28 protein-coding genes and 1 riboswitch are annotated in these 22,709 nt (G+C 35.9%); of the genes, 21 read left to right on the forward strand and 7 right to left on the reverse strand.

Annotated features, from left to right (window positions below; genetic code table 11):
* The first annotated feature begins 18 nt into the window (after window positions 1-18).
* Window positions 19-933 (forward strand): phosphatidate cytidylyltransferase, encoded by a 915-nt coding sequence (locus ACZ5N5_RS12390; RefSeq protein ID WP_109984953.1) that lies wholly within the window; start codon window positions 19-21, stop codon window positions 931-933.
* Between the two features lie 66 nt (window positions 934-999).
* Here ACZ5N5_RS12390 and ACZ5N5_RS12395 read toward each other — a convergent pair whose 3' ends face one another.
* Window positions 1,000-1,485 (reverse strand): universal stress protein, encoded by a 486-nt coding sequence (locus tag ACZ5N5_RS12395; RefSeq protein WP_054787413.1) that lies wholly within the window; start codon window positions 1,483-1,485, stop codon window positions 1,000-1,002.
* 19 nt (window positions 1,486-1,504) lie between these two features.
* On the reverse strand, window positions 1,505-1,795 hold the full coding sequence (locus ACZ5N5_RS12400) for an HPr family phosphocarrier protein (RefSeq protein WP_109984951.1): 291 nt from the start codon (window positions 1,793-1,795) through the stop codon (window positions 1,505-1,507).
* A 228-nt stretch (window positions 1,796-2,023) separates the two neighbouring features.
* Between ACZ5N5_RS12400 and ACZ5N5_RS12405 the strand changes: the two genes are divergently transcribed.
* The 5 genes from ACZ5N5_RS12405 (at window position 2,024) to ACZ5N5_RS12425 (ending at window position 4,851) form a co-directional block, all read left to right on the forward strand.
* The gene (locus tag ACZ5N5_RS12405; RefSeq protein WP_054787415.1) at window positions 2,024-2,509 is read left to right on the forward strand and encodes a hypothetical protein; all 486 of its coding nucleotides are present in this window, start codon (window positions 2,024-2,026) and stop codon (window positions 2,507-2,509) included.
* An 18-nt stretch (window positions 2,510-2,527) separates the two neighbouring features.
* Window positions 2,528-3,556, forward strand: a complete 1,029-nt coding sequence (locus tag ACZ5N5_RS12410) for a DUF3231 family protein (protein WP_464372572.1) — start codon at window positions 2,528-2,530, stop codon at window positions 3,554-3,556.
* A 9-nt stretch (window positions 3,557-3,565) separates the two neighbouring features.
* Window positions 3,566-4,066 carry a fluoride efflux transporter FluC gene (locus ACZ5N5_RS12415; RefSeq protein WP_464368201.1) on the forward strand — a complete coding sequence of 167 codons (501 nt, stop codon included), beginning with the start codon at window positions 3,566-3,568 and terminating at the stop codon, window positions 4,064-4,066.
* Complete coding sequence (gene crcB / locus ACZ5N5_RS12420) at window positions 4,063-4,449, forward strand: fluoride efflux transporter CrcB (RefSeq protein ID WP_464372573.1); 387 nt, start codon at window positions 4,063-4,065, stop codon at window positions 4,447-4,449. The genes ACZ5N5_RS12415 and crcB overlap by 4 nt, the downstream gene beginning before the upstream one ends.
* Window positions 4,450-4,662: 213 nt before the next feature.
* A complete protein-coding gene (locus tag ACZ5N5_RS12425) occupies window positions 4,663-4,851 on the forward strand; it encodes an aspartyl-phosphate phosphatase Spo0E family protein (protein ID WP_109984947.1) in 189 nt (62 codons plus the stop codon).
* A gap of 262 nt (window positions 4,852-5,113) precedes the next feature.
* On the opposite strand, the gene ACZ5N5_RS12430 is transcribed toward ACZ5N5_RS12425, so the two are convergent.
* Complete coding sequence (locus ACZ5N5_RS12430) at window positions 5,114-5,980, reverse strand: Cof-type HAD-IIB family hydrolase (protein ID WP_109984946.1); 867 nt, start codon at window positions 5,978-5,980, stop codon at window positions 5,114-5,116.
* A 188-nt stretch (window positions 5,981-6,168) separates the two neighbouring features.
* On the opposite strand from ACZ5N5_RS12430, the gene ACZ5N5_RS12435 reads away from it, so the two are divergent.
* Window positions 6,169-6,966: a methyltransferase domain-containing protein gene (locus ACZ5N5_RS12435; RefSeq protein WP_054787419.1), complete on the forward strand. Its 798-nt coding sequence runs from the start codon at window positions 6,169-6,171 to the stop codon at window positions 6,964-6,966.
* Window positions 6,967-7,062: 96 nt separating this feature from the next.
* On the opposite strand, the gene guaC is transcribed toward ACZ5N5_RS12435, so the two are convergent.
* Window positions 7,063-8,046, reverse strand: a complete 984-nt coding sequence (guaC, locus tag ACZ5N5_RS12440; protein WP_109984944.1) for a GMP reductase — start codon at window positions 8,044-8,046, stop codon at window positions 7,063-7,065.
* A 342-nt stretch (window positions 8,047-8,388) separates the two neighbouring features.
* On the opposite strand from guaC, the gene ACZ5N5_RS12445 reads away from it, so the two are divergent.
* Both ACZ5N5_RS12445 and ACZ5N5_RS12450 read left to right on the forward strand, forming a co-directional pair.
* Entirely contained in the window at window positions 8,389-9,207 is an 819-nt protein-coding gene (locus ACZ5N5_RS12445; protein ID WP_054787420.1) for a helix-turn-helix transcriptional regulator, read from the forward strand.
* Window positions 9,208-9,296: 89 nt separating this feature from the next.
* Window positions 9,297-9,716, forward strand: coding sequence for a VOC family protein (locus ACZ5N5_RS12450; RefSeq protein ID WP_054787421.1), 420 nt, complete (start codon window positions 9,297-9,299; stop codon window positions 9,714-9,716).
* A 69-nt stretch (window positions 9,717-9,785) separates the two neighbouring features.
* On the opposite strand, the gene ACZ5N5_RS12455 is transcribed toward ACZ5N5_RS12450, so the two are convergent.
* Window positions 9,786-11,093 (reverse strand): lysine N(6)-hydroxylase/L-ornithine N(5)-oxygenase family protein, encoded by a 1,308-nt coding sequence (locus ACZ5N5_RS12455; RefSeq protein ID WP_464372574.1) that lies wholly within the window; start codon window positions 11,091-11,093, stop codon window positions 9,786-9,788.
* Window positions 11,094-11,242: 149 nt separating this feature from the next.
* A complete protein-coding gene (locus ACZ5N5_RS12460) occupies window positions 11,243-12,016 on the reverse strand; it encodes a FixH family protein (protein ID WP_464372575.1) in 774 nt (257 codons plus the stop codon).
* A 220-nt stretch (window positions 12,017-12,236) separates the two neighbouring features.
* Between ACZ5N5_RS12460 and ACZ5N5_RS12465 the strand changes: the two genes are divergently transcribed.
* The 12 genes from ACZ5N5_RS12465 (at window position 12,237) to ACZ5N5_RS12520 (ending at window position 21,938) form a co-directional block, all read left to right on the forward strand.
* Window positions 12,237-13,232, forward strand: coding sequence for a metal ABC transporter solute-binding protein, Zn/Mn family (locus tag ACZ5N5_RS12465; protein ID WP_464372576.1), 996 nt, complete (start codon window positions 12,237-12,239; stop codon window positions 13,230-13,232).
* A 208-nt stretch (window positions 13,233-13,440) separates the two neighbouring features.
* The gene (gene wrbA, locus ACZ5N5_RS12470) at window positions 13,441-14,040 is read left to right on the forward strand and encodes an NAD(P)H:quinone oxidoreductase (RefSeq protein WP_109984941.1); all 600 of its coding nucleotides are present in this window, start codon (window positions 13,441-13,443) and stop codon (window positions 14,038-14,040) included.
* Between the two features lie 235 nt (window positions 14,041-14,275).
* Window positions 14,276-14,385: riboswitch (TPP riboswitch) on the forward strand.
* A gap of 118 nt (window positions 14,386-14,503) precedes the next feature.
* On the forward strand, window positions 14,504-15,448 hold the full coding sequence (locus ACZ5N5_RS12475) for an ABC transporter substrate-binding protein (RefSeq protein WP_464373782.1): 945 nt from the start codon (window positions 14,504-14,506) through the stop codon (window positions 15,446-15,448).
* Window positions 15,449-15,463: 15 nt separating this feature from the next.
* On the forward strand, window positions 15,464-15,757 hold the full coding sequence (locus tag ACZ5N5_RS12480; protein WP_109984940.1) for an MTH1187 family thiamine-binding protein: 294 nt from the start codon (window positions 15,464-15,466) through the stop codon (window positions 15,755-15,757).
* 43 nt (window positions 15,758-15,800) lie between these two features.
* A complete protein-coding gene (locus tag ACZ5N5_RS12485; RefSeq protein ID WP_464372577.1) occupies window positions 15,801-16,547 on the forward strand; it encodes an ABC transporter permease in 747 nt (248 codons plus the stop codon).
* 2 nt (window positions 16,548-16,549) lie between these two features.
* The gene (locus ACZ5N5_RS12490) at window positions 16,550-17,284 is read left to right on the forward strand and encodes an ABC transporter ATP-binding protein (RefSeq protein WP_054787424.1); all 735 of its coding nucleotides are present in this window, start codon (window positions 16,550-16,552) and stop codon (window positions 17,282-17,284) included.
* Between the two features lie 4 nt (window positions 17,285-17,288).
* A complete protein-coding gene (locus tag ACZ5N5_RS12495) occupies window positions 17,289-18,074 on the forward strand; it encodes a TatD family hydrolase (protein WP_464372578.1) in 786 nt (261 codons plus the stop codon).
* Window positions 18,075-18,266: 192 nt separating this feature from the next.
* Window positions 18,267-18,656 carry a hypothetical protein gene (locus ACZ5N5_RS12500; RefSeq protein WP_054787425.1) on the forward strand — a complete coding sequence of 130 codons (390 nt, stop codon included), beginning with the start codon at window positions 18,267-18,269 and terminating at the stop codon, window positions 18,654-18,656.
* 86 nt (window positions 18,657-18,742) lie between these two features.
* Entirely contained in the window at window positions 18,743-19,579 is an 837-nt protein-coding gene (locus ACZ5N5_RS12505) for a hypothetical protein (protein WP_464372579.1), read from the forward strand.
* A complete protein-coding gene (locus ACZ5N5_RS12510) occupies window positions 19,551-20,426 on the forward strand; it encodes an ABC transporter ATP-binding protein (protein WP_464372580.1) in 876 nt (291 codons plus the stop codon). The genes ACZ5N5_RS12505 and ACZ5N5_RS12510 overlap by 29 nt, the downstream gene beginning before the upstream one ends.
* On the forward strand, window positions 20,420-21,184 hold the full coding sequence (locus ACZ5N5_RS12515; protein WP_464372581.1) for a hypothetical protein: 765 nt from the start codon (window positions 20,420-20,422) through the stop codon (window positions 21,182-21,184). The genes ACZ5N5_RS12510 and ACZ5N5_RS12515 overlap by 7 nt, the downstream gene beginning before the upstream one ends.
* A 16-nt stretch (window positions 21,185-21,200) precedes the next feature.
* Window positions 21,201-21,938 (forward strand): hypothetical protein, encoded by a 738-nt coding sequence (locus ACZ5N5_RS12520; protein WP_277680117.1) that lies wholly within the window; start codon window positions 21,201-21,203, stop codon window positions 21,936-21,938.
* A 33-nt stretch (window positions 21,939-21,971) separates the two neighbouring features.
* Here ACZ5N5_RS12520 and ACZ5N5_RS12525 read toward each other — a convergent pair whose 3' ends face one another.
* On the reverse strand, window positions 21,972-22,652 hold the full coding sequence (locus ACZ5N5_RS12525) for a thermonuclease family protein (protein WP_464372582.1): 681 nt from the start codon (window positions 22,650-22,652) through the stop codon (window positions 21,972-21,974).
* Between the last annotated feature and the right edge of the window lie 57 nt (window positions 22,653-22,709).

A 22,709-nucleotide genomic window follows, 5' to 3' on the forward strand; every position in this document is an offset into this window, starting at 1 on the left:
AGAAAGTTAGGTGATGCTATGGAAGAAAAACTGTCCATATTAGCGATTATCTTTATCGTAATACTAGTTGCAACACTTTTATTAAAGTTTACTAGAATGAAGCAACCAAATAAAGATTTCTCTAATATTCATTCTCGCGTAAAGGCGTGGTGGGGAATGTATGTCGTATTTTGTTTTGCGACATTGTTTACACCTATTGTCTCTTTGCTTGCGGTCATGATCCTTTGTTTCTATTCGTTAAAAGAATACTTCTCCATGATGAAAACAAGAAAATCAGATCGACGTTTATTTCTTTGGTCTTATTTAATGATACCCTTACAGTTTTATTGGATTTACATTGGTTGGTATGGAATGTTTATTGTCTTTATTCCTGTCTACGTTTTCTTGTTTTTACCATTACCAAGAATCATTGGGAAGGGTACGATAGGTTTTCTTCGTTCTGTCAGCTTTGTTCAATGGGGATTAATGCTAATGGTCTTTGGTCTGAGTCATTTAGCCTTTTATCAAATTGCAACACCAGAATTTGGGTCGAATTTGGTCTTGTTTCTCATTGTTTTAACCCAAACGGGAGACGTGGTTCAATATTTAATCTCCTTGTATATAGGAAAGAAAAAATTAATACCATCTGCAAATCCCAATATTACATTAGAAGGTTTTGTTGGAGCATTAATCGTAACAACACTGGCGTCTTACTTACTCTATGAGTATTTAACACCATTTGATTTAATATTTGGAATTTTTTCAGGTGTCATTATAAGTGTGGCAGGTTTTGTAGGGATTTTGAGTATTTCTGTATTAAAACGAGATTTGTTAATTGGTAACACAGCAAAACAAAAACAGCTACAGGGACGTTATTTAAGTCGGATAGATAGTCTTACTTATACTTCTCCAGTCTTTTTTCATATCATTCGTTACTTTTTTGACTTTATGTAAAAAATTGTATCAGCCATTCGATGCTGATACAATTTTTCCTTATGAGAAACCAGGTGTAAAACGATATTACTTAACCACTAATACAGGACAATGGGCATTATTTGTTACTTTATTGCTTACACTTCCCATCATCATTTTTTTGATTTTACCTAGACCTCGACTACCGATTACAATCAAATCTACTTTCATGTTATTCGCGAAGTCACAAATTTCCTTCGCAGGATTGCCATAAAGTGTTTCGTAATCAGCATTGTATTGAATAGATTCTAATAAGTTTCTTGCTTTTTCCAATACTTTCTCAGGAGTATGATCCATCTGTTTAGAAGCTTCTCGTTCCATCCGATTAGGAGATGGTGCCGTACCAACAAAACCGTGAGAATGTGCTGGTATGACAGTTTGTTCACTAGCAAGTGGTGCAGCATAGTTCTCATCATGAACGTAAGCAATGGTTAAATTACTCTTACATTCAAAAGCCAATTCTTTTGCCTTCTGAAGGGCAAGTACACTATCCTCGGAACCATCAAAAGCGACTAAAATTTGGCTAAATACCATCAAAAATCACTCCTTATTTTTAAATCAAATTTCCTGCAACCTCGTTCCAATGACCTTGTAGACATTCCTCGATTTCTTCCATCGTCTTTTGGACTTCAGTACCTTCAACTACAACTTTGATTTCATTCATTTGGTGATAAGTAAGAAAAAATGATACTAGGTTTGTTATTTGATTTAAATGTACAATCTCATGGTTCGCTAAGAGTAAAATATTACCTTCGTAAGATTTTTCATATTGATAAAGGGTTAGGATTTCTTTTATGGTAAGCTTGCCTTCTATAGTAATGTTTTTGGATAATATTTCTTTCATTTTATAACCTCCTTCAAATTCTCTTCGCTTTTTATATTCACTTTAGAAAAGAATATAAACTTATTTTTATATTAAAAAATGATGACAAATGTAACATCATTCGTCATGAATATTTATTAATGCATATTATTTATCATTTATGTTAAACATATGAAATGTATTTGGGGGTGTTTGGATTGGGAAATGAAATGTCAAACGAAAAAACTTATGTAAGGTAAGAAATGAGGAATGGAAAATAATCAAAAGCAAAATTCATTAGAAAAGATTTTATGGAGTATAGCATTTCCAGGTTTTGGCCAACTTTTGAACGGAAGAATGATAAAAGGAATTATTCTTATTATATTGGAAGTGATAATTAACCTACAATCTAACTTTAATAAAGCTATTCTTTATAGTTTCTATGGAGAAATTGATCAAGCGATTACAATTACCAATTATCAATGGCTGATGTTCTATCCTTGTATTTATTTGTTTGCGATTTGGGATGCATACAAAGATTCTGGCGGAGGACAAAGCCCATTTGAATTCATTCCATTCGTGACATCCGCTTACTTTGTAACGATTGGGCTTATTTATTCCTCTACTTTAGAGATATTCGGGATATTAATGGGACCGATTTGGTTACCAATATTATTTGTAGGGGTAGGGGTCACAATTGGTTTGATAGTAAGAAAAATATTAATTATGCTTTTTATAAAAAGTAAAGGAACATAAATAACACGGAGGGAACCCATGGAACATTCTAAGATAAGCCTTACATCTTCAGAAATAGCGGCAATATGGACAGCTTATATGAATGATAGTATGGCAGTCTGTGTATTATCACATATGATAAAATATATGGAAGACGAAGATTTAAAAGGGCCAGTACAAACTAGCCTAAATATGGCTAAAAAACATGTGGAAGAATTAAAGCAATATTTTCAAAAAGAAAATCTGGCTACTCCAGTTGGTTTTACAGAAGACGATGTTGATTTAGATGCACCACAACTAAGTACGGATACCTTTGGTTTAACGTATGTTACACAAATGGCTCGGGTCGGAATGGTTGCTTACAGTGGGTATGTCTCAATGAGTGTGCGAGCAGATATACGCAATCACTTTATTGAAGGATTACGTGAAACATCATTACTCTACGATGAAGCGATTCAAGTTGCTTTAGAGAAAGGAATTCTTGGACGAGCTCCATATATTGAAACAACAAAGGAAATCGATTTTATCGATAATAAGAGCTATTTAAGTGGTCTTGGTATATTTAAACAAAAGCGACCTTTAAATGCTGTTGAAATATCCCATCTATACTTAAATTCGATGACAAATTCAGTCGGTGTAAAATTGTGTATCGCTTTTGCCCAAACAACGAATAATCCTGAAGTACGCGATTATATGCTAAAGGGGAAAGAGATCGCCAAAAAGCATCTTAAGAAATTCGCAGAAACGCTATTAGATGGAGACATCGAAACTCCACATTTACCCGATTATGCTATTATGAATTCGACTACACCTACTTTTTCAGATAAGCTGTTAATGTTTCAAATGTCGTTGCTTAGTGCTGCAGGTATTGGGAATTACTCTACAGCAGCATCGGCAAGTCAACGGAGTGATTTAGTTTTAAGCTATGAGAAACTTTCTATGGAGATAGCGTTATTTGCGAAAAAAGGGCTAGATATTATGATCAAAAATAATTGGTTAGAACAACCACCTGGGACATTAGATAGAAATAAAATATCAAAAAAAAGTACAAATCAGCCATCGAACTAATTTGCTTCGATGGTCTTTTTCTTTTTAGAGGATCGACTTGTAATCCTTTTGAAAATGGCTGTATACTATACCATAGTAAATAAAGAGAAGGTGAATCTATTGGGATCACAGGGCAAGAATCTTCTAGCTATAAGTATTGGTGCTTCTGTCGGTACGTATTGTCGATATAGTTTGAGTATATGGATGAATAATATCCTCTTTCCACTCGGGACACTAGTGGGCAATATCATGGGAAGCTTTCTGTTAGGTCTTTTTACATCAATCTTTACAAGAATCATTCCAAAAGAATGGTTGAAGCTTGGATTAGGTGTTGGGTTTTGTGGAGGTTTTACAACGATGTCCACTTTTTCGGCAGAGGTAGCTCATTTTTTTATCCACAACTCTACCATTATGATCATCGGCTATGTTACTCTTTCTGTGATAGGTGGAATTGGGAGTGCCTTACTTGGTTATTTAATTGGAAACCTATTTTGGAAAAACTCAGTTACAGAAGGCAGTGAAGCTGAATGAAAATACTATTATTAACAGTCGGAGGATCATTCGGTGCCGGGTGTCGTTATTGGCTTGGTTTACGCTTTGCAACATGGTGGAACAATTCCACATTTCCAATAGCGATGCTTCTTGTAAATATTCTCGGATCCTTTGGTTTGGGTGTATTTTATTATTTATCCTACCAAACCGTACTACCAATCGGTATCAATGATCGGTTATACATTTTTTTAGGTGTCGGTTTTTTTGGTGCTTTTACTACTTTTTCTACCTTCAGTGTAGAAGCTATGCAACTGTGGAAACAAAGGAATTATTCCCTAAGTATTGTTTATGTATTGTTAAGTATATTTGGGTCTATTCTATTTTTTTCTGTTGGCTTCTATATTGTAAGACTTTTTAATTAGGATGGAAAACATTAGTTTTATGCGGTTAGCTTGCCCTAACCTTATTTTTTGTAACCATTTGCCACATTTTTTAATATTCTGACAATAATTGTTGGCAAATGCAAAAAAAATAGGTATTATGTACATAATGACAATTTTTAACTAAAAAGGCGGACATAAACATTATCCCTCGAATCGAAGATATTGTTAGAGAACAAAAAGGGGCGACAGTATATGTTGCAAAACGATTATGAGAATAATTTAAAACATCAAATTCAACAGAAACGAGAAGAGTTAATTCAATCGGGGCTTCGAAAAGGGCTTGAGCATAGGGATACCATTATGATTAGTGAAGAAATGGACAAGTTAATTTATGAAATGCAAAAGAAATTATTAAAAGTAAAAAGTTCCTCAAAAAAATAATATAATTAATCCTTGAAAACGGATACTATAATCTGAATTATCTGTTACCATTCACGGGCATAACCTGAGCTGATAGGAACACATGATGATCATGTGTTCCTATCAGCTCAGGTTTTTTTATTTCCTTTCTAGAAAATTTTTTCTGAGGAAGTGTTTAAAATGTCGGTGGCAAGGACTAAAACAATACTTTTTAAAAAGCTGAGTTCTCCATTAATGGGGAACTCAGCAATATTCCTAATGTCATAAATTCCACTTTTCATTACTAGCTAAGCTCTTTAGATAGCAATGTTTGAATGGCATGGGCGACTCCATCTTCATGGTTAGTTTTCGTGGTGAAGTCTGCCATATCTTTAATGGCCTCTGCAGCATTTCCCATTGCTACGCCATAGCCTGCCATTTCGATCATGGATGCATCATTGAAATTGTCGCCAATTGCCATCACATCTTTCATTTCGATGCCAAGTTGTGCGGCAAATTCTTTTACTGCAATGCCTTTTTGCGCTTTTGGATGGTTAAATTCGAGGTTGGAAAAACCAGAGGAAGTAATGGCAATGCTTGCATCATCCTTAAGATTTTGCTCGACTTGCTCCAAGACCTCGTCGTCTAACGAGAACGCTAATATTTTATAGACATCGATATCTTCACGATCGAATAATTGATCAAAGTTGTCAATGATTTCGACCTCTTCATCTTGGAAACGATTTTTTGCTTGAGCTTCAACTTCTTCTCGTGTTAGTTGAGGAAAGGCTGACGCCATAATATCTACCATTACTTGGATAAACTTTTCTCTACTTTCTGAAAAAGTAGCTTTATTTGTAAACACTTCAAAATAAACATGCTGAGCTGTGCAAATCTGTTTGATTTTTTTACAAGTTGCCTTATCGAGTGGTGCAGAATTAAGGAGTTGTGCTCTCTCATTGTAAATTTTTCCGCCATTTAAGCAGATAATTGGAAAATTCAATCCTGCCTTATCAAGTGGAATTTTTGCTGCAGAGTAGGATCTGCCTGTTGCGACAATAATTTCCACGCCTTGTTCACTTGCAAGCTTAAGTGCTTCCTTGTTTGCATCACTAATTTCGTGATTTTTGCTAAGTAATGTTCCATCTAAATCTGTTGCAATTAATTTCATCGCATTATCCCCCAAACCATTTGGATCTATCTATATTCCTAATCTAATCATAATCGAAACAACGTATAATTGTAAGTAAAGTGTATCTAAATATTTGTAAACTATTTTTACTTAAAAATAAATTCAAGTTGAATTTATAAATGGAATCGAGTAGAATTTTGTGAAAATAGTGGAAGGAGAGAGCTGGATTGAATAATTTGGCAAAGAAGCGGGCGGAACTTCCGAAGACGACGATTATTGATAATCGAAAATTGTCTACATCCCATCAAAGATTAGCAGAAATACTTCAAGAAGGCATGGCAGTTTTGGATGTTGGTTGTGGTACTGGTGCGATAACTAGGGGAATAGCGGAGACTGTTGGTGAGAAAGGAAAGGTAATTGGTATTGATAATAATGAAGACATGATTCGAAAAGCTAACGAAAAGCACTCATTACCGAATCTTAGTTTTGAAGTAGCCGATATTTATGCATTACCATTTGATTCGGAGTTCGATATCGTTACCTCAGCTAGAGTACTACAATGGTTGGAAAATCCAACAAGAGCATTAAGCTCAATGAAGAATACTGTGAAATTAAACGGTAAAGTACTTGTTCTAGACTATAATCATAAAAAGATTATTTGGAAGCCTAAAATACCGAAAGAAATGGAAGCTTTTTATTCATCGTTTCTTAAGTGGAGGGAAGATGCAGGAATGGTAAATACCATAGCAGATCATTTAGCCTATCTGTTTGAGAAGATAGGTTTAGATAACATAGCTATCTACCCTCAGCATGAGCTTGTACGAAAAGGAGAGAAAACCTTTGAAAGTCAAATTAACATCTGGTCTGAAGTTGCTGAGATAAAAGGGAAGCAAATGGTTGAAGATGGGTACCTAACCGAAGAAGAACGAGTGATTGCTGAAAAGAAATATCGATCATGGACCCAAAATAAAGGAGAATATCTGTCTATGTATTTGCTTGCGGTAGAAGGGGTAAGACGAAATTAAAATTAGGTTAAGTTCTCCTACAAGCTGAGTGTTATAAATATCCCTTGCATATTTCCACGTAAAAATCCGGACATTTTGAAAGTCCGGATTTTTGTGTTAGTATACTTTATCTCCATTAAATATCGAATTTTTCACTATAACATAATCTACGGTTCTAATGACATCAAGACTTTTTCCGCCTGCATAAGAGATAGAGGATTGCAAGTCTTGCTCCATTTCTGTTAATGTATCTTGTAAAGAACCTTTATAATCGACATACATTTTTTTCCCTTCGACGTTTTTCTTTTCCCCTTTTTGAAATTCAGAGGCAGAGCCAAAGTATTCTTTATAAAGCTTTCCGTTCTTTTCAATAGTTGTTCCTGGTGATTCCTCATGACCAGCGAAGAGTGATCCAATCATTACCATAGATGCACCAAATCGAATCGATTTTGCGATATCCCCATGGGTACGTATACCGCCATCTGCAATGATAGGCTTAGTTGCTGCCTTCGCACACCATCTTAGAGCTGCAAGCTGCCAACCCCCTGTACCAAAACCTGTTTTGATCTTAGTAATACAAACCTTTCCTGGTCCAATCCCTACCTTAGTTGCGTCAGCACCTGCATTTTCGAGCTCACGAACAGCTTCAGGTGTACCGACATTCCCTGCAATGACAAAACTATCTGGTAAATGTCTTTTTAAGTGTTTAATCATATCAATGACAGCATTAGAATGTCCATGAGCAATATCAATCGTAATATAATCTGGGATAAGCTTTTCTTCTGCTAATTCTTCTACAAAACGATATTCTGGTTCTTTTACGCCAACGCTAATGGAAGCGATTAATTTACGATCCTGCATTTTTTTAATAAATGCCTTTCGTGTTTCTGGTTCAAATCGGTGCATAATATAAAAATAACGATTCTTTGCTAGAAATTCTGCTATATTTTCATCTATTATTGTTTGCATATTTGCTGGTACTACTGGTAATCGAAATCGATGTTTTCCAAAAGTAACAGAAGTGTCACATTCTGAACGACTATTTACAATACATTTTGCAGGAATTAATTGAATATCTTCATAATCAAATACGTTTTCCATTGTTTACACTCCTAAAGACGAATGATTTAATTGATTAAGGCGAAAATATTCGCCTCTAGTACTATAATACACATCCACCTAGATGTCAATTCAATCGTTTTTACATAAATAGAGGAATTAAAGTTATTTTGTCGAATTATTTAATAAATATAATATTTTTCTAAATATTATTGACCGAACATACATTCTGTGTTAATGTTAAGAGAGCGTGGTTTATCGTAGCACAATCACTTGCAACGAGGACAATTCCCCTATTGTTAGGAATCCGCTTTTTTCTAACTAGAATACTCATCATTGAAAAATTTCCAAGTTATCATGCCATTTTTGCAGAGGAGATACACTATGGCAAAACGAAATATTGAGATTGATGAAGCTATTAAATTTATCCATCAAAACCTTCATGAACCAATTAATCTGAAGCAGCTAGCTCGTTATGTTTCCTATAGTCCCTATCATTTTTCACGGATGTTTAAAGAGGAAATAGGTTTACCTCCATTATATTATTTATCAGCACTTCGATTACAAAAAGCAAAAGAGCTATTATTAAAAACTAATTTTAGTATTCGAGATATAAGTTTAGAGGTTGGGCAACAGAGCTTAGGGACGTTTACTTCACGGTTTACTGAGAAGGTTGGGGTAACTCCGTCCGTCTTTCGACAATCAACTACTAAAACAGAACAACAATTTCAACAAATAACAAAAATGCCGGATTTCACCCAACAGACTAGAAAAGTATTACATAATACCATTTATGGGCATATTAATGCTACTCAACCCTTTCTTGGAATTGTATTAATTGGACTGTTTTCGAAGCCGATTCCAGAAGGATTTCCCTTATATGGTTTGATCCTTCCCTCGTTAGGAGAATTTTATTTCTCGAATGTGAAGCCGGGGAGGTATTATTTATTAGCTACATCGGTTTCGATGGAGATGAACTCAAAGGATATCCTTTTGACAAATACAAATTTACGGGCGAAGCGAAGCGAACCGATTTTTGTTAATCATAAAGATGAAGTGCCTGCTATAGAACTCACACTTCGCTCACCTAAAATGGATGATCCACCTATTCTCATCTCGATTTCTGCTTTAATGCAACAACATATTAATAAGATCAATCCACTTTATCGAGATTTAGCGAACAGTAATCGTTTAAATAGTTAAGATAAAAGTGGAGTTTTCCCTAATTCAGGGACAAATTTTTAAGAGGAGACCTAGTAAAATTAGAATTTTCAAAGAAAAGGAGCTTAAAAATGATTAAAAAGATGTATCCGTATTTAGTTATGAATGGAAATGGACAGGAGGCAATTCAATTTTACGAGAAGGCATTAAAAGCGAAAATAGTAAATGTCCAAACCTTTGGAGAAATGCCCCCAAATCCTGAAATGCCACTTCCAAAAGAAGCTGAAAGTAGGATTTTAAACGCACATCTCCAGATTGGAGATATAGATTGGATGTTATCTGATACTTTTCCAGGCCAAGAGCATCAATCTGGTAATCATGTTACCATTGCCTTAATTTTAGATAATGTGGAAGAAACAAGGGAGCTTTATGATGCTTTAAAAGAAAAAGGCAACATTGGAATGCCACTACAGGAAACATTTTGGAGTCATGCATATGGACAAGTAACCGATCAATTTGGAGTCATTTGGCAATTATCTGCAGATAAGTAAGAAGGTCGTGCCAGAAATTCAATAGCTAGATCACACTGTGGAGATCTAGCTATTTTTGACTTTTGTAACTTACTTATTATTAGGTAAAAACTGAGAAAATATCGTCCCACGTTGGTTTCCATATACGGTTCGGCCTGCAATATCGTTAATAATTTGAATATTACGATCAACAGCCAAGCCGAGGTTCGTTGCCCCTGTTCCATGAGAATGCTCCAAATTTGTTAATGTATAGAAATGATGGGAACGATTTTTGTCCTTAAATGCCAATTGGAAATTTTTGAGAACCTTAAATCTTTTTTCATCCTCCCATTCAATCTTATCTTGGAATCGATTGTAAAACCAATCTGGAATATTAGGTACATATCCAGTGGCTAGAATGAGAATATCCGTGTTGAATGTAATGCTTTCTTTTTTCTGCCATTGCTCCCCTTCAACCTTTAATTGATCACCAGTGTAACTTGCCTTATGGATTTCCGTTAATGGTTGAATGGTAATTGGTAATGGTTTATTCTCAACAGAATGATGATATAACCATTCATGAATATGGTGTAAGGTATCTCCATCAATTCCTTTACGCAGCTGTCCAAGATAATCTAATGATTCGATTCTTTCTTTAAATTCTAAATGATAGAAATAATCCACATAATCAGGTGTGAACACTTCTTGTCCTAATTTTGACTGGTCTAGCTGAAGAAATCCAGGTGAGCGTGTATACCATGATAATTGGTAAGAGAAGTGCTCCTGTAGTTTTAATAAATCATAAAAAATCTCCGAAGCACTTTGCCCAGATCCGACTACTGTAATGTTCTTCGCTTTTATAGTACGATCCTTATGATACAAATACTGGCTCGAATGATGGACATTTTCTATTTCTGCTCCCTCTAACTCGATAGGGATATTCGGTTCACTTCCCGTTCCCATTACAACGTGTTTTGTGAAATAAGACTCTGTAGTCTGTTTACCCCAATGGTTAACTACAACTTCATAGTGATCTTTCTGATCAATCACATCAACCACCTCTGATTGAAAGTTGCAGGTTGGTAATTGGTCTGCAACCCATTTTAAATAGGCTGCATATTCAGCACGAGGCATTTCGAGTTTTTGAAAAAAGAAGAACTTATATAGACGGTTTTTTTGATGTAAGTAGTTAGTGAATGTAAATTTACTTGTAGGATTTGCAAAAGTGACTAAGTCTGCTAGAAAAGGAACCTGAAGATCCGTCCCGGGGATTAGCATGCCAGGATGCCAGACGAATTGGCCATTCTGATCAAAGAAGATTGTTTTTAAATCGCTTCTTTCATAGCTTAAAGCTGCAAGTCCTAAATTATAAGGTCCTATTCCAATTCCAATAACATCGTACATTGTCGAGTTACCCATTATGTTCCCTCACTTATTATAAAAATCTTTCGAAAATGTCGTAATCTTCAGGCTAGCTGAAGATTTTGTTTTTTCCATATTCAGTTACCTTCCATTATACCCTAGAGTTTTATAAAATAAAAAAAGTGCGCTTAAGCTTGAGCGCACAATTATTTTGTAACTGTTATTTGGTGTTCCTCATGTTCATGTAATCCTTCATCATTTGAAATATGAATGATAACCTGATAGTTTCCATTACTCTGAAAAGTATGTTGAGTGGAATAGGTGCCTTCATGTACCTGATCTGTTTCTAATAGTTCATGGTTCTCGTCTGGATCAATCAGTTCAAAGAGCACGGTCGCATCAGTGAGGGGTTCATTTCCTAATTCAACATCTACTGTTAGGCTTGTTTCCTCTTTTAATTTGGCTTCGTTAATTTTATCAAATTGAATAGAAACATCCGCTGAATGGGTATGTCCATCTTCTGAATTTGTTGCCTCGTGTGAATGGTCGTGAGCCGCTTCATCCTCGGAATGAGCTGATTTCTCACCAGTAATAGTAATCGATTTCTTTGGCATTGTGTGAAGTCCACCTGCTGTTGTATGAGCATAAATCTCATAGGTCCCAGGTTCATTAAAGATTACTTCAGCAGTGTATGTTCCGTCCTCTTGATTGGTCGATTCTACATTTGTCGTATTTTCTTCATCGTTAACATTCCAATATTCGAAGGTCATTTCTTCTGCATCTGTTATGGGATCTCCGTTAGAAGTAACGTTAGCTTCTAATGGAACAGTTTGCCCTACCTCCGCTGTTTGAGGTAAATTAAATTCAACTTTTAGGTCTTCTAGTGTTTTTTCTTCTGTATCTTTTTTATTATCAGAGCCACACGCAGTTAAAGCCATTATTGCAATGATTACTACTAGGACAAATTTAAAACGCTTCATTGATTTTCCTCCATATTCTTCATTAGTCATTGTTAACTATACGCTGAAATATATTTGGAATCAATGGATAATATTTGAACATTTTTTAACATCGGATAATCAAATCGTAATAATTACTATTTACAAAAATGTATTCATCCTTTATAATAAAATCAAATCGTATTAATTACGTTTTAATAAGTTATTTCAAATTCTTATTACATATTATGGGGGAATTATTTTGAAAAGATTAAGTATTGGATTGTTTATCTTGATCGCTTTATTATTGACAGCTTGCGGAGAAGAAGGTTCAGAAGCAAATGGAGAAAGTGATGACAGTCTGTCGATCTATACAACACTTTATCCATTAGCATATTTTGCAGACGAAATTGGAGGAGATGACGTAGAGGTTTCCACTATATTACCTGCTGGTGCTGATCCGCATAATTTCGAACCAACCTCTAAAATGATGGTTGAGATTGCTACTGCGGACTTATTTGTTTTTAATGGTGCTAATTTAGAAGCGTACGCAGGTGAGATAGAAGAAGCCTTGCAAGGAGAAGATGTAAAAATGATAGAAGCAGCAGAGGGGATTGATTTAGAGGAACATGTTCATGAACATGAACATGATCATGGTGATGAAGAAGGACATGACCACGAACACTCCCACGAAACCGAAGAGGCGCATGATCATGCAGGCCATGATCATGGTGATGTGGATCCACACGTATGGTTAGATCCAATAAAAGCGGTACAGCTCGCAGAGAATATTAAGGATGCACTTGTGGAGATTAGACCTGAACAAAAGGAAAGCTATGAAGAAAACTTTCAAGATTTAGAAGAAAGGCTAACAGCACTTGATCAAAGCTTCCATGAGCAATTAGAACAATCTGACAACAAAGAAATCCTAGTAACACATGCTGCATACGGATATTGGGAACAAGGCTATGGAATAGAACAAATTGCGATTTCTGGATTATCACCAACCGATGAACCATCACAAAAGCAGCTGGAAGAAATTATTCATCAAATTGATGAGAAAGGAATTAAATATTTGTTGTTTGAGCAAAATGTAGAGCCTAAAGTTGCAAAGGTGATTCAAAATGAAGCTAATATTGAGTCACTCCAATTACACAATTTATCTGTATTAACGGAAGAAGATATAGAGAAGGAAGAGAATTATTTCACATTAATGGAACGAAATCTAGAGGTTTTGGAACAAGCGCTTCATTATTAATGAAAGTTAACCATTAGGAAATATTAAGATTATATGCTTAAATATTTCCTAATGGTTATTATTTCTTTACTTGTTGAAAGCCTGTTCGGATAGTTCCACTTAGTCATAAGCAATTGTCTTGAATTAGAGATAATTACTTGATATGCTATGTAGGCCTAGAAGTTTGAACTAGGCATGCAAAAAGGAAGGAAAGAAGGAGTTTTAGGATATGGTAAAAGTAGCAGTAATTTATTATAGTTCAACTGGAACCAATTATCAACTTGCTAATTGGGCAGCAGAAGCGGTGAAAGCAGCAGATGCTGAGGTAAGAGTGGTGCGTGCGCAAGAGACGGCGCCAGAGGCTGCAGTAGCTTCTAATCCAGCTTGGAAACAGCATTTAGAGGAAACTCAACATGTCCCTGTAGCAACCTCTGATGATATAGAATGGGCAGATGCGATTATTTTCAGTATTCCGACTAGATTTGGAAATGTTCCATCTCAAATGAAGCAATTTATTGATTCACAAGGCGGATTATGGGCTGCAGGAAAAACGATGAATAAAGTAGTAACAGCCATGTCTTCTGCTTCTAATGCGCATGGTGGTCATGAGGGAACCTTATTACATTTATATACCTCTATGATGCACTGGGGTGCGATCATCGTCCCTCCTGGATATACAAATGAATGTATCTATGGGGCAGGCGGAAACCCTTATGGAACTAGTGTCACACAAACTCCAGATGGTAAAATGCTGGAGGATGTAGAAGCAGCAGTGAAGCACCAAGCAACTCGTGTAGTGGAAGTAGCTTCAAAAATAGTTCAATCATAATTGTAGAAGGCAGATCTTCAGCAATGAAGGTCTGCTTTTTTTTGCACGTTAGGAAGATATAAAATTTCTACACAGCAGAAGCATCGACCAAGTTTTTTAAGGTAACAAGTAAAAAAAACTAGGTACTTGTTAAAGTAGAGAGAATGCCTCGTTTTTTTCATATCTCCAATGAAGTACACAAAACTTGAATAATTACGATAAATATGTCAAAGTATGAATGTGATAGCAATAAGATATGGACATGTAGGGGGACTGGTGTTGCCAGTTGAGATTGTATCCGGAAGATACTGACCCTTAGAACCTGATCTGGTTAGCACCAGCGTAGGGAACATATGGAATTATGAATCTATATGCGCTCTAGGCTTCTGTCTAGAGCGCTTTTTCTATATGTATCCCTTAAAAACGACATAAGGGGGAAATCAAATTGAACAAACTATTAGTTGTCTTAGCATGTATGTTTTTTATGTTAACAGGATGTGGCCAAGACTCTTCTCAAACAGACAAACAGAATTTAACAGAAGTCACGTTTGTTTTGGATTGGACACCGAATACAAATCATACCGGATTATATGTCGCCCAAGCAAAGGGTTATTTTGAGGAAGAGGGATTAAATGTCAATATTGTGCTTCCGGGTGAAGCAGGTGCTGATCAAACGGTAGCTGCAGGGAAGGCCGATTTTGGAATAAGTGCACAGGAGGCGGTTACTGAAGCAAGAGTACAGGATATTCCGATTGTATCGATAGCAGCTGTTATTCAACATAATACTTCTGGTTTTGCAGCCCCAGTAGAGAAAGGAATCCAATCCCCTGCCGATTTTGCCGAAAAGACATATGGAGGCTGGGGTGCACCAGTGGAATCAGCAGTAATCGATTCCTTGATGAAACAAGAGGGTGCATCCGTAGATGATGTTACCATTACGAATATTGGCAATACCGACTTTTTTACTGCAGTTGAGCGAGATGTAGATTTTGCATGGATTTACTATGGTTGGACTGGTGTTGAAGCAGAGCTTCGTGGTATCGACCTAGATATGCTCTACTTAACCGATTATTCAGAAAAACTAGATTACTATACTCCTGTTATCACAACAAATGAAACAATGCTAGAAGAGAATTCTGAAACGGTTCGTTCATTGTTAGCAGCAGTAACTAAGGGTTATCAATATGCTATCAGTCATCCAGCTGAAGCAGCAGATATATTAATAGATAAAGTACCCGATTTAGACCCAGAATTGGTAAAAGCAAGTCAAGAATGGCTCTCTCCAAAATATCAGGACGATGCTACAAGATGGGGAGAACAACGTCCAGAGGTTTGGAGAAATTATTCTGATTGGATGTTCGAAAATGGTCTATTAGAAAGGGAGCTAGACGTAGAATCAGCGTTTACAAATGAATTTTTACCTGAATAAAAAGGAGAGAGAAAAATGGCAAATGCATTAGTGAGTATTCAAATTATCCCGAAAACACCAAATGGGGAAGATGTGATTCCATTTGTAGATGCAGCAATTGAGGTAATCGAGGCTGCTGGAGTGAAGTACCAAGTGAATCCATTAGAAACAACAATGGAAGGGGAGCTATCTGCACTACTAGTGATTATTGAAAAAATGAATCAACGTATGCTAGATATGGGCTGTACGAGCAACATATCCCAAATTAAAATTTATACAAGGGCGGACAATCAGGCGTCTATGGAAAAATTAACAGAGAAATATCACTAAAGTAGTGGAAACAACATAACAGAGTAAGGACGGTGTTAAGCACATGATAAAAAAATCATGGCTTCCTATCTCAGTGATTGCGATAATGCTTTTTATCTGGGAGCTATCGACGAGAATCTTTCAAATACCAGATTGGATACTACCAGCACCCACTGTCATTATACAGGAGGCACTTAACAACTGGCCGAACTATAGTCATCATATCTTCTCAACAATTCAACTAACGATACTCGGTTTGGTTATGGGGATAGTGGTTGGACTAACGGTAGCGGTTATTCTACATTTGTTGCCAAAGGTGAGAGAAGCAGTATATCCAATTATGATCCTTTCACAAAATGTTCCAATTATAGTGTTGGCACCACTACTCGTGATTTGGTTTGGTTTTGGCATGACACCAAAGCTATTGATTATAATCCTTGTGTGTTTTTTTCCGATTGCAGTAGCTACGATTGATGGATTGAGACAAACTTCGCCAGAGCTTATTCATTATATGAAAATGGCAGGTGCGACCAAGCAACAGATTTTTAGAAAGTTAGAGCTACCACACGCTTTGCCTGCTATATTTTCAGGACTAAAGATTTCAGCAACCTATAGTGTGATGGGGGCCGTCATCTCAGAATGGTTAGGAGCCAATCAAGGTATTGGGGTTTATATGACATTAGCATCCTCCTCATTCCGAACAGATAGAGTATTTGTAGCGATATTATTTATCATGATATTATGCTTATTCTTTTTTGCGATCATTTTAATCTGTGAAAAAGCTTTGATCAAATGGAGAAAGGAGGGGTAGGCTTGAGCACATTACAAATTAATCACTTAACGAAAAGCTTTGAACCACATACCATTATTCAAGATTTGAATCTAGTGGTAAATGAAGGAGAATTTGTGTCATTACTAGGTCCATCTGGAAGTGGAAAGAGTACGATTTTTCATTTAATTGGAGGCTTGTATGAGCCAGATCAAGGAACCATTCTCTTAAACGGAGAAAATATTATCGGAAAGAAAGGTGCCATTAGCTATATGCCTCAAAGTCCTTCCCTTTTTCCGTGGCGTACGATTCTTGAAAATGTAGTATTGGCCGCAGAGCTTTTTGAAAGACCTGATAAACGAAAGGCAAAGAAAATGTTAAAACGTGCAGGACTTCATGATTATATTGATGCTTATCCTCATCAGCTTTCTGGCGGGATGCAGCAACGAGTAGCTTTTGTTAGAAGCTTATTAAGTCCACAATCCTTTATTTGTCTAGACGAACCTTTTTCTGCGCTAGATGAGTTTACTAGGGTAGATATGCAGAAATGGCTATTATCCATCTGGGAGGAAGAACGTCCTTCGGTTTTATTTGTTACACATAATATTGAAGAAGCAATCTTTTTATCCGATCGCATTCTAGTCTTAGGCGAACGCCCAGCAAAAGTAACCGAAGAGGTTCATATCCCTTTTGAACGACCTCGAACAGCTCGCTTACTTTTATCACCTGAATTATTAGAAATAAAGAAACGAATTTACAGAATATTAAGGGGCTCATAAACTGATGATTGATGCACATATTCACCTTGACTGGTATAGAAAGGAAGAACGGGAAACTATCCTAAAGGACTTAAAGGATAAAAGGATTGCAGGTCTTATCGCCATTTCAAGTGACTTAGCATCTTGCAAAAAAGTATTGTCATTATCTCAGAAAAACAAGCTAGTTTTTCCTGCTTTAGGATGGCACCCAGAGCAGTCATTGCCAGATGAGAAAGAACTAGCTGAATTGGAAGAGTTAATCAGAAAACACCATCATTCTATAGTCGCAATTGGAGAAGTGGGTTTACCTTATTATCTAAAAAAAGAACGTCCAACGTTAGATATAAATCCATATATTCATATTTTGGAGAGATTTATCAATTTGGCAAAAGAATATCATTTACCGATTGTGCTTCATGCTGTATATGAGGATGCTGACATTGTGTGCGACCTATTAGAAAAACATGGTCACAATAAAGCACATTTTCATTGGTTCAAAGGCTCTGGCGATACGATGAAGCGGATGATTAAGAACCAATATCGTATTTCTGTCACACCAGATTGTGTTTATGAAAAAGAAATTCAAAGGATAATAGATATCTATCCTTTAGAATTTATCATGGTAGAGACTGATGGACCATGGCAATTCCATGGCCCTTTTGAAAATAAAAGGACTCATCCAGTAATGATGGCCGAATCTATCAAGCAAATCGCAACAATAAAAAAGGTCTCTCTTCCTGAAGTAGAAAGGAAAATATTAGAGAACACAAAGGAATTCTATCAAATTTTGTTAAGGGGCTCATCTTTTTAAGATGAGTCCCTTATAGTATTCAAGCGAGACAATCTTAGTTTTATAGAAAGCGCAATCAAGAAAAATATGGTAATATTTTTCTGTTTTTGGCAGGAATTTATATAAGGGATATCGAATTAATTATTAATCTAAAAGAAGGGAGGGTAGTGATGTCATTAGGGAAAGTCAAATTTTATAAGGGAGTTGAACTAAATGAAAAAGGTTAAGATTATTGGTGCTTCCTTGATCATTCTTATGGGAATCTTGGTAACTAGTGGGATAACATTTGCTAGCCAATATCATACCTACTCAGGAAATGTACCCCGATTTGGCGGAAATTTATTCACTCCTATTCATCCTGCAATGGATCCAAAAGTACAACAGGTATACCTTCTTACTGTTGAAAATAATGCCGCACTATATGCAACAGTAGTGGACGATAATAAACGTATTCATCTTGGACAAGAAGAAGTGCCATTAGCGATAGCAACATGGCGACGTGTACGCAGCAACGCAACGAATTTAAGAGCAATCCGAGTAATGCTAGAAACAAGGCTTACTAATCCCTCTACTGTATATACAAAATATCGTGTGAGATGGTAACTTCCATTAGGGCAGTTCCATCAACTGCCCTTAGTTCTTAGGCTCCCCCATTTTTCAAATATTCTGATGGTGAATGGAGTGTAGTGATGATGGTCAAATTAATCCGTACGGAGATGAAGAGAAATCTGTTTACATGGAGTACGCTCATTGCCTTTCTATTATTTGTTGCGTTATTTGTTTTAGGTGCCGAAAAATTCCGCCCAAATACGGAATTAGGCTTAGAAAGGAATAGCTATAATTACTTCTCGGCATTCCTATATACACATGGCGTTGGCCCAAAAGCCATTTTGCCAATTGTTTTTCCCTTCATTATTGCCCTTTTATCTGGTTCATCTTTAGCATTGGATCGAAAAACAGGATATATAGAGTTTATCCTATTAAGAACGACATACAAAAAATATATTTTCTCCAAAATGATAGCTGCATCGATTAATAGTTTTCTATTCGTTTTCATTGTGGAGATACTTTGCTTTTTATATCTCCGGATATCTTTCCATCCACCCAATTCTATAACCGAAATGGAGGGCTATGTGCCAAGCTTCGGTCATGACTTATTTACTCAATCACCTTTTCTTTATATTTTCTTCATCGTGCTAAATACTGCCATATTGGCGGTGTTTATATCGCTCCTCTCTATATTATTGGCAACATGGTCAAAAAATGTCTATATCGTAATGTTTGCTCCTTTTTTCATCTTTATCATTGGTCAGCTTTTGTTCTTTGCTCTTCATATTAATAAATTCGCTCCATTTGAATTAGTGGGAGGATATATGCTGAATAGTTTCGAATATTCTTTATTAGAACTGCCGATTATACTACTCTTTTCCTTACTCATTACTTCTTTTTTAGTGTATTTTCGTTTCTCATTAAAATTTAAGAAAGGACTGCAATTATATGGAAAAACAAAGATTAATTCAATTTAAAGGTGTAAAGAAGAAACTAGGGAAAACGATGATTTTGGATGGAATCAATTTTTCTGTATCGGCAGGTGAAGTAGTTGGTATAACAGGTGCGAATGGATCTGGCAAAACAACGATACTACGACAAATATGTGGTTTTTTATACCCTGATCAAGGAGAAGTGATCGTTTCCAATGAAATAGTAGAGCCAGGACTTGTTGGGAAAATCCCAGCAGGAATAGGTGCTCTGATTGAAACACCAACATTTTTACCACAATTTACTGGCTTTCAAAATCTAGCATTACTAGCAGGAATCCAAGAAAAAATCGGTAAAGAAACGATTAAAAAAAGTTTAAAAATGGTTGGTTTAGAACCTATGGATAAGAAAAAGGTAAGGAAATATTCTCAAGGTATGCTACAACGTTTAGGTATTGCACAAGCAATTATGGAAGAACCGAAAATTTTACTATTGGACGAGCCAACAAATGGATTGGATAAGGATGGGGTTGATTTATTTCGCCAGATCTTAGAAAAACAAATTAATGATCATGTTGCGATCATTCTCGTCTCTCACATTGAAGAAGAAATAAGCAGGTTTTGCGACAAAGTTTATTTGTTAAAGGACGGAAAATTAGAACTGATCCAGAAACAAAAACAACGTGAATGGATTATTCTTGTTCGTACAGTTGAGGAATTAGAACAGTTAAGTTATGTCTTAACAGATTTCCGTATCATCAAACGGGTTGGCGGCTTTGCAACTGGCCAGTGTAAAGGGGAGTGGGAAAGTAAGGAAGAATTATTAGCTTTTTTAATGAGTTACCATATAATACCAGAAAAGATTATGATGGAGGAAGAGGTTGTGTTATGCTAACTGTCGGATTGATTCAGCTGTTTATTCATAATGGATGGCGTTGGCTTGTTGTAACAGGTACACTATTTGGTCTCACCTTTTTTATTGATCGTACAGGAGTGCAGAAGTCTGAAAATATATTTGAATTTATCGTCACGGGGCTAACCCAACATTATCTAACGTTAATTGTTATTCCATTACTCTACTTCCTTCTAATAGTGGATTTTATTCCTAAAATAATGGCTTCAAATATTATTTATATAAGGGCTAGATCAAAGGTCAGACTTCTTTTTTATTTTATTGTAGTTCATTTTGCTGCAGCATTCACTTTTTCCGTTCTTTGTTTTATTCTGTTTTTTATTTCTGGATGGGTTCAAGGGATGCATGTGGAATTGAGCTGGGATAGTGCACAATTTTTTTATGAGGAGCAAAACCCACTGACAATCCTTACTTCGTTAATTACCTTATATATCGTGACATTAACTTCAATTGGCACATTTACGATGTTTATTTCTTTAAGATATTTTAATTCAGTGATAGCACTAGGATTCGGTGTATTCATTTGTTTATTGAGTTACATAGTTTGGATGATTTATCCGATACGAACAATGTTTAAATTTACGCCCATTGCACAAATGATGTTTTTCTCCCTATATCCAAATAAAATCAGTGAGCAAGTAGAGAACTTTACGATCGATTGGTCGATTCGTTATAACCTTATTGTGTTATTTATTTCTATTATTTTAATGTTTATACACATTAGAAAAAAACAGTTTTGAAGAGGGTGACAATAGAATGAGAAGAATTTTTGTGGCAAATCTTGTTTATCTTCTAAACGGGAAGACTATTTTTTCTCTTCTGTTTCTTTTTTTGTGCTTAGCGATGACTCGTATCTTCCTTGTTTCTGATTTGTCGATCGAGAATAATGTCAACCTTATGGATTATCTAGTTTATTCTTTAGCTGGCATTAAATCTCCTGATCACCTTATTAGAATGGTTGGTTGGTTAGCGAATTTATTACCTATTTTAATTTGTATAAACTCTCTAATGAGTGTTTTCTCTAAATACGATCAACTGGTATTGTTAAGAATTCATCGGTGGTCACATATGCTCATTTGTAAAGCAAGTGCTATTACTTTCTTTATTCTTCTCTATACTTTTTCTCTGTTTATCTTACATATGTTGGTTGGTTCCCTATTTTTCGAGGTTCATCTTAATCGAGAATTCATTCTAAATATTACAGGTAGCTATCTTATTCTCGTTTCTGGCCTCATGACATTATGTGCAATCGCGATTTTGGGAACTTATCTATTTCAAAAAAATCAGATCTTTTATTTATTGTATACGGTTCTACTAGTTATTTTGTGTATATTTCGAACATATGAATGGATCCCACGTTGGTTGTCACCTATTCATTATTCCTCCTTCGCACAATTGAATACTAGTGAGCTAGTATTCTATCATTGTTTCAATCTGCTTATCATCTTGCTTTGTTCCATGGTGACCTTGCTCATAAGTTATAAGCAAGGATAGGAGAAACAGCCCAATATACTTCGTGGTTGTTTCTTATTCACATGCAATCCCATCTCGATCACCATCCAAATCTAAATGATATCCAAGGTCTTCTTTGTATAGAGGAGTGACCCCTGCTTCTTTAGCTTCCGCACAACTCCCATAAATAACATTGTCTTCTGAGTCCGCGTGAAATCCAACCTCTGAAACGTAATCATCTATACTCCAGATACCTATCCCTTCTTGCCTTGCTTGTTTTTCCGCCATCTTCATTTCTTCTTGATGTGTATAAGGAGGATCATATTCGTAGGCATATTTCGCTAAACCTTCTTTTAATAGCAATTTATTGAAGTTTTCTCCATCTATCCATACATAACCTAATAATCGATTATATTTATCGCGTTGTGGACCGTCAAATTCAATTTGGATTTGCTGATTTGATAACAAATTCTCCGTGAATCGTGATGCTTCTTCACCAAATGGCTGAACGGGAAGGTCGGGATGCTTCGTTTCTGGTGTATCCACAAGAAGAAGCCGAATCGTCTCTTCCTCTCCATTTATTTCTATTTTTAATGTATCCCCATCAACAACTCGTAAGACTGATGCGGTTACTAAGTTTTCTTCCTTATTTGTTACATGATTAGTTTGAACAGTTGATTGATCTACGGACATACCACATCCAGTAAGCAGGCATAAAAGTGTAATCAAACAAATGATTGTCTTTCGAAAGATCATGAGCTCCCTCCATGTTGTTTATATTCCTTAACAGTGTACTATAGAAAATAATTCCAG

It is taken from the genome of Gracilibacillus sp. JCM 18966, assembly GCF_055392695.1.

What these genes read in the sequence shown, in the direction of transcription:
- ACZ5N5_RS12495 (WP_464372578.1), top strand. Translation starts at nt 17,289, where the DNA reads ATGATTGATGCACATATTCACCTTGACTGGTATAGAAAGGAAGAACGG.
- ACZ5N5_RS12430 (WP_109984946.1), bottom strand. Translation starts at nt 5,980, where the DNA reads ATGAAATTAATTGCAACAGATTTAGATGGAACATTACTTAGCAAAAAT.
- crcB (WP_464372573.1), top strand. Translation starts at nt 4,063, where the DNA reads ATGAAAATACTATTATTAACAGTCGGAGGATCATTCGGTGCCGGGTGT.
- ACZ5N5_RS12500 (WP_054787425.1), top strand. Translation starts at nt 18,267, where the DNA reads ATGAAAAAGGTTAAGATTATTGGTGCTTCCTTGATCATTCTTATGGGA.
- ACZ5N5_RS12425 (WP_109984947.1), top strand. Translation starts at nt 4,663, where the DNA reads ATGTTGCAAAACGATTATGAGAATAATTTAAAACATCAAATTCAACAG.
- ACZ5N5_RS12445 (WP_054787420.1), top strand. Translation starts at nt 8,389, where the DNA reads ATGGCAAAACGAAATATTGAGATTGATGAAGCTATTAAATTTATCCAT.
- ACZ5N5_RS12480 (WP_109984940.1), top strand. Translation starts at nt 15,464, where the DNA reads ATGGCAAATGCATTAGTGAGTATTCAAATTATCCCGAAAACACCAAAT.
- ACZ5N5_RS12505 (WP_464372579.1), top strand. Translation starts at nt 18,743, where the DNA reads ATGATGGTCAAATTAATCCGTACGGAGATGAAGAGAAATCTGTTTACA.
- ACZ5N5_RS12510 (WP_464372580.1), top strand. Translation starts at nt 19,551, where the DNA reads ATGGAAAAACAAAGATTAATTCAATTTAAAGGTGTAAAGAAGAAACTA.
- guaC (WP_109984944.1), bottom strand. Translation starts at nt 8,046, where the DNA reads ATGGAAAACGTATTTGATTATGAAGATATTCAATTAATTCCTGCAAAA.
- ACZ5N5_RS12460 (WP_464372575.1), bottom strand. Translation starts at nt 12,016, where the DNA reads ATGAAGCGTTTTAAATTTGTCCTAGTAGTAATCATTGCAATAATGGCT.
- ACZ5N5_RS12515 (WP_464372581.1), top strand. Translation starts at nt 20,420, where the DNA reads ATGCTAACTGTCGGATTGATTCAGCTGTTTATTCATAATGGATGGCGT.
- ACZ5N5_RS12525 (WP_464372582.1), bottom strand. Translation starts at nt 22,652, where the DNA reads ATGATCTTTCGAAAGACAATCATTTGTTTGATTACACTTTTATGCCTG.
- ACZ5N5_RS12395 (WP_054787413.1), bottom strand. Translation starts at nt 1,485, where the DNA reads ATGGTATTTAGCCAAATTTTAGTCGCTTTTGATGGTTCCGAGGATAGT.
- ACZ5N5_RS12485 (WP_464372577.1), top strand. Translation starts at nt 15,801, where the DNA reads ATGATAAAAAAATCATGGCTTCCTATCTCAGTGATTGCGATAATGCTT.
- ACZ5N5_RS12450 (WP_054787421.1), top strand. Translation starts at nt 9,297, where the DNA reads ATGATTAAAAAGATGTATCCGTATTTAGTTATGAATGGAAATGGACAG.
- wrbA (WP_109984941.1), top strand. Translation starts at nt 13,441, where the DNA reads ATGGTAAAAGTAGCAGTAATTTATTATAGTTCAACTGGAACCAATTAT.
- ACZ5N5_RS12455 (WP_464372574.1), bottom strand. Translation starts at nt 11,093, where the DNA reads ATGGGTAACTCGACAATGTACGATGTTATTGGAATTGGAATAGGACCT.
- ACZ5N5_RS12475 (WP_464373782.1), top strand. Translation starts at nt 14,504, where the DNA reads ATGTTAACAGGATGTGGCCAAGACTCTTCTCAAACAGACAAACAGAAT.
- ACZ5N5_RS12415 (WP_464368201.1), top strand. Translation starts at nt 3,566, where the DNA reads ATGGTCTTTTTCTTTTTAGAGGATCGACTTGTAATCCTTTTGAAAATG.
- ACZ5N5_RS12400 (WP_109984951.1), bottom strand. Translation starts at nt 1,795, where the DNA reads ATGAAAGAAATATTATCCAAAAACATTACTATAGAAGGCAAGCTTACC.
- ACZ5N5_RS12520 (WP_277680117.1), top strand. Translation starts at nt 21,201, where the DNA reads ATGAGAAGAATTTTTGTGGCAAATCTTGTTTATCTTCTAAACGGGAAG.
- ACZ5N5_RS12410 (WP_464372572.1), top strand. Translation starts at nt 2,528, where the DNA reads ATGGAACATTCTAAGATAAGCCTTACATCTTCAGAAATAGCGGCAATA.
- ACZ5N5_RS12390 (WP_109984953.1), top strand. Translation starts at nt 19, where the DNA reads ATGGAAGAAAAACTGTCCATATTAGCGATTATCTTTATCGTAATACTA.
- ACZ5N5_RS12405 (WP_054787415.1), top strand. Translation starts at nt 2,024, where the DNA reads ATGGAAAATAATCAAAAGCAAAATTCATTAGAAAAGATTTTATGGAGT.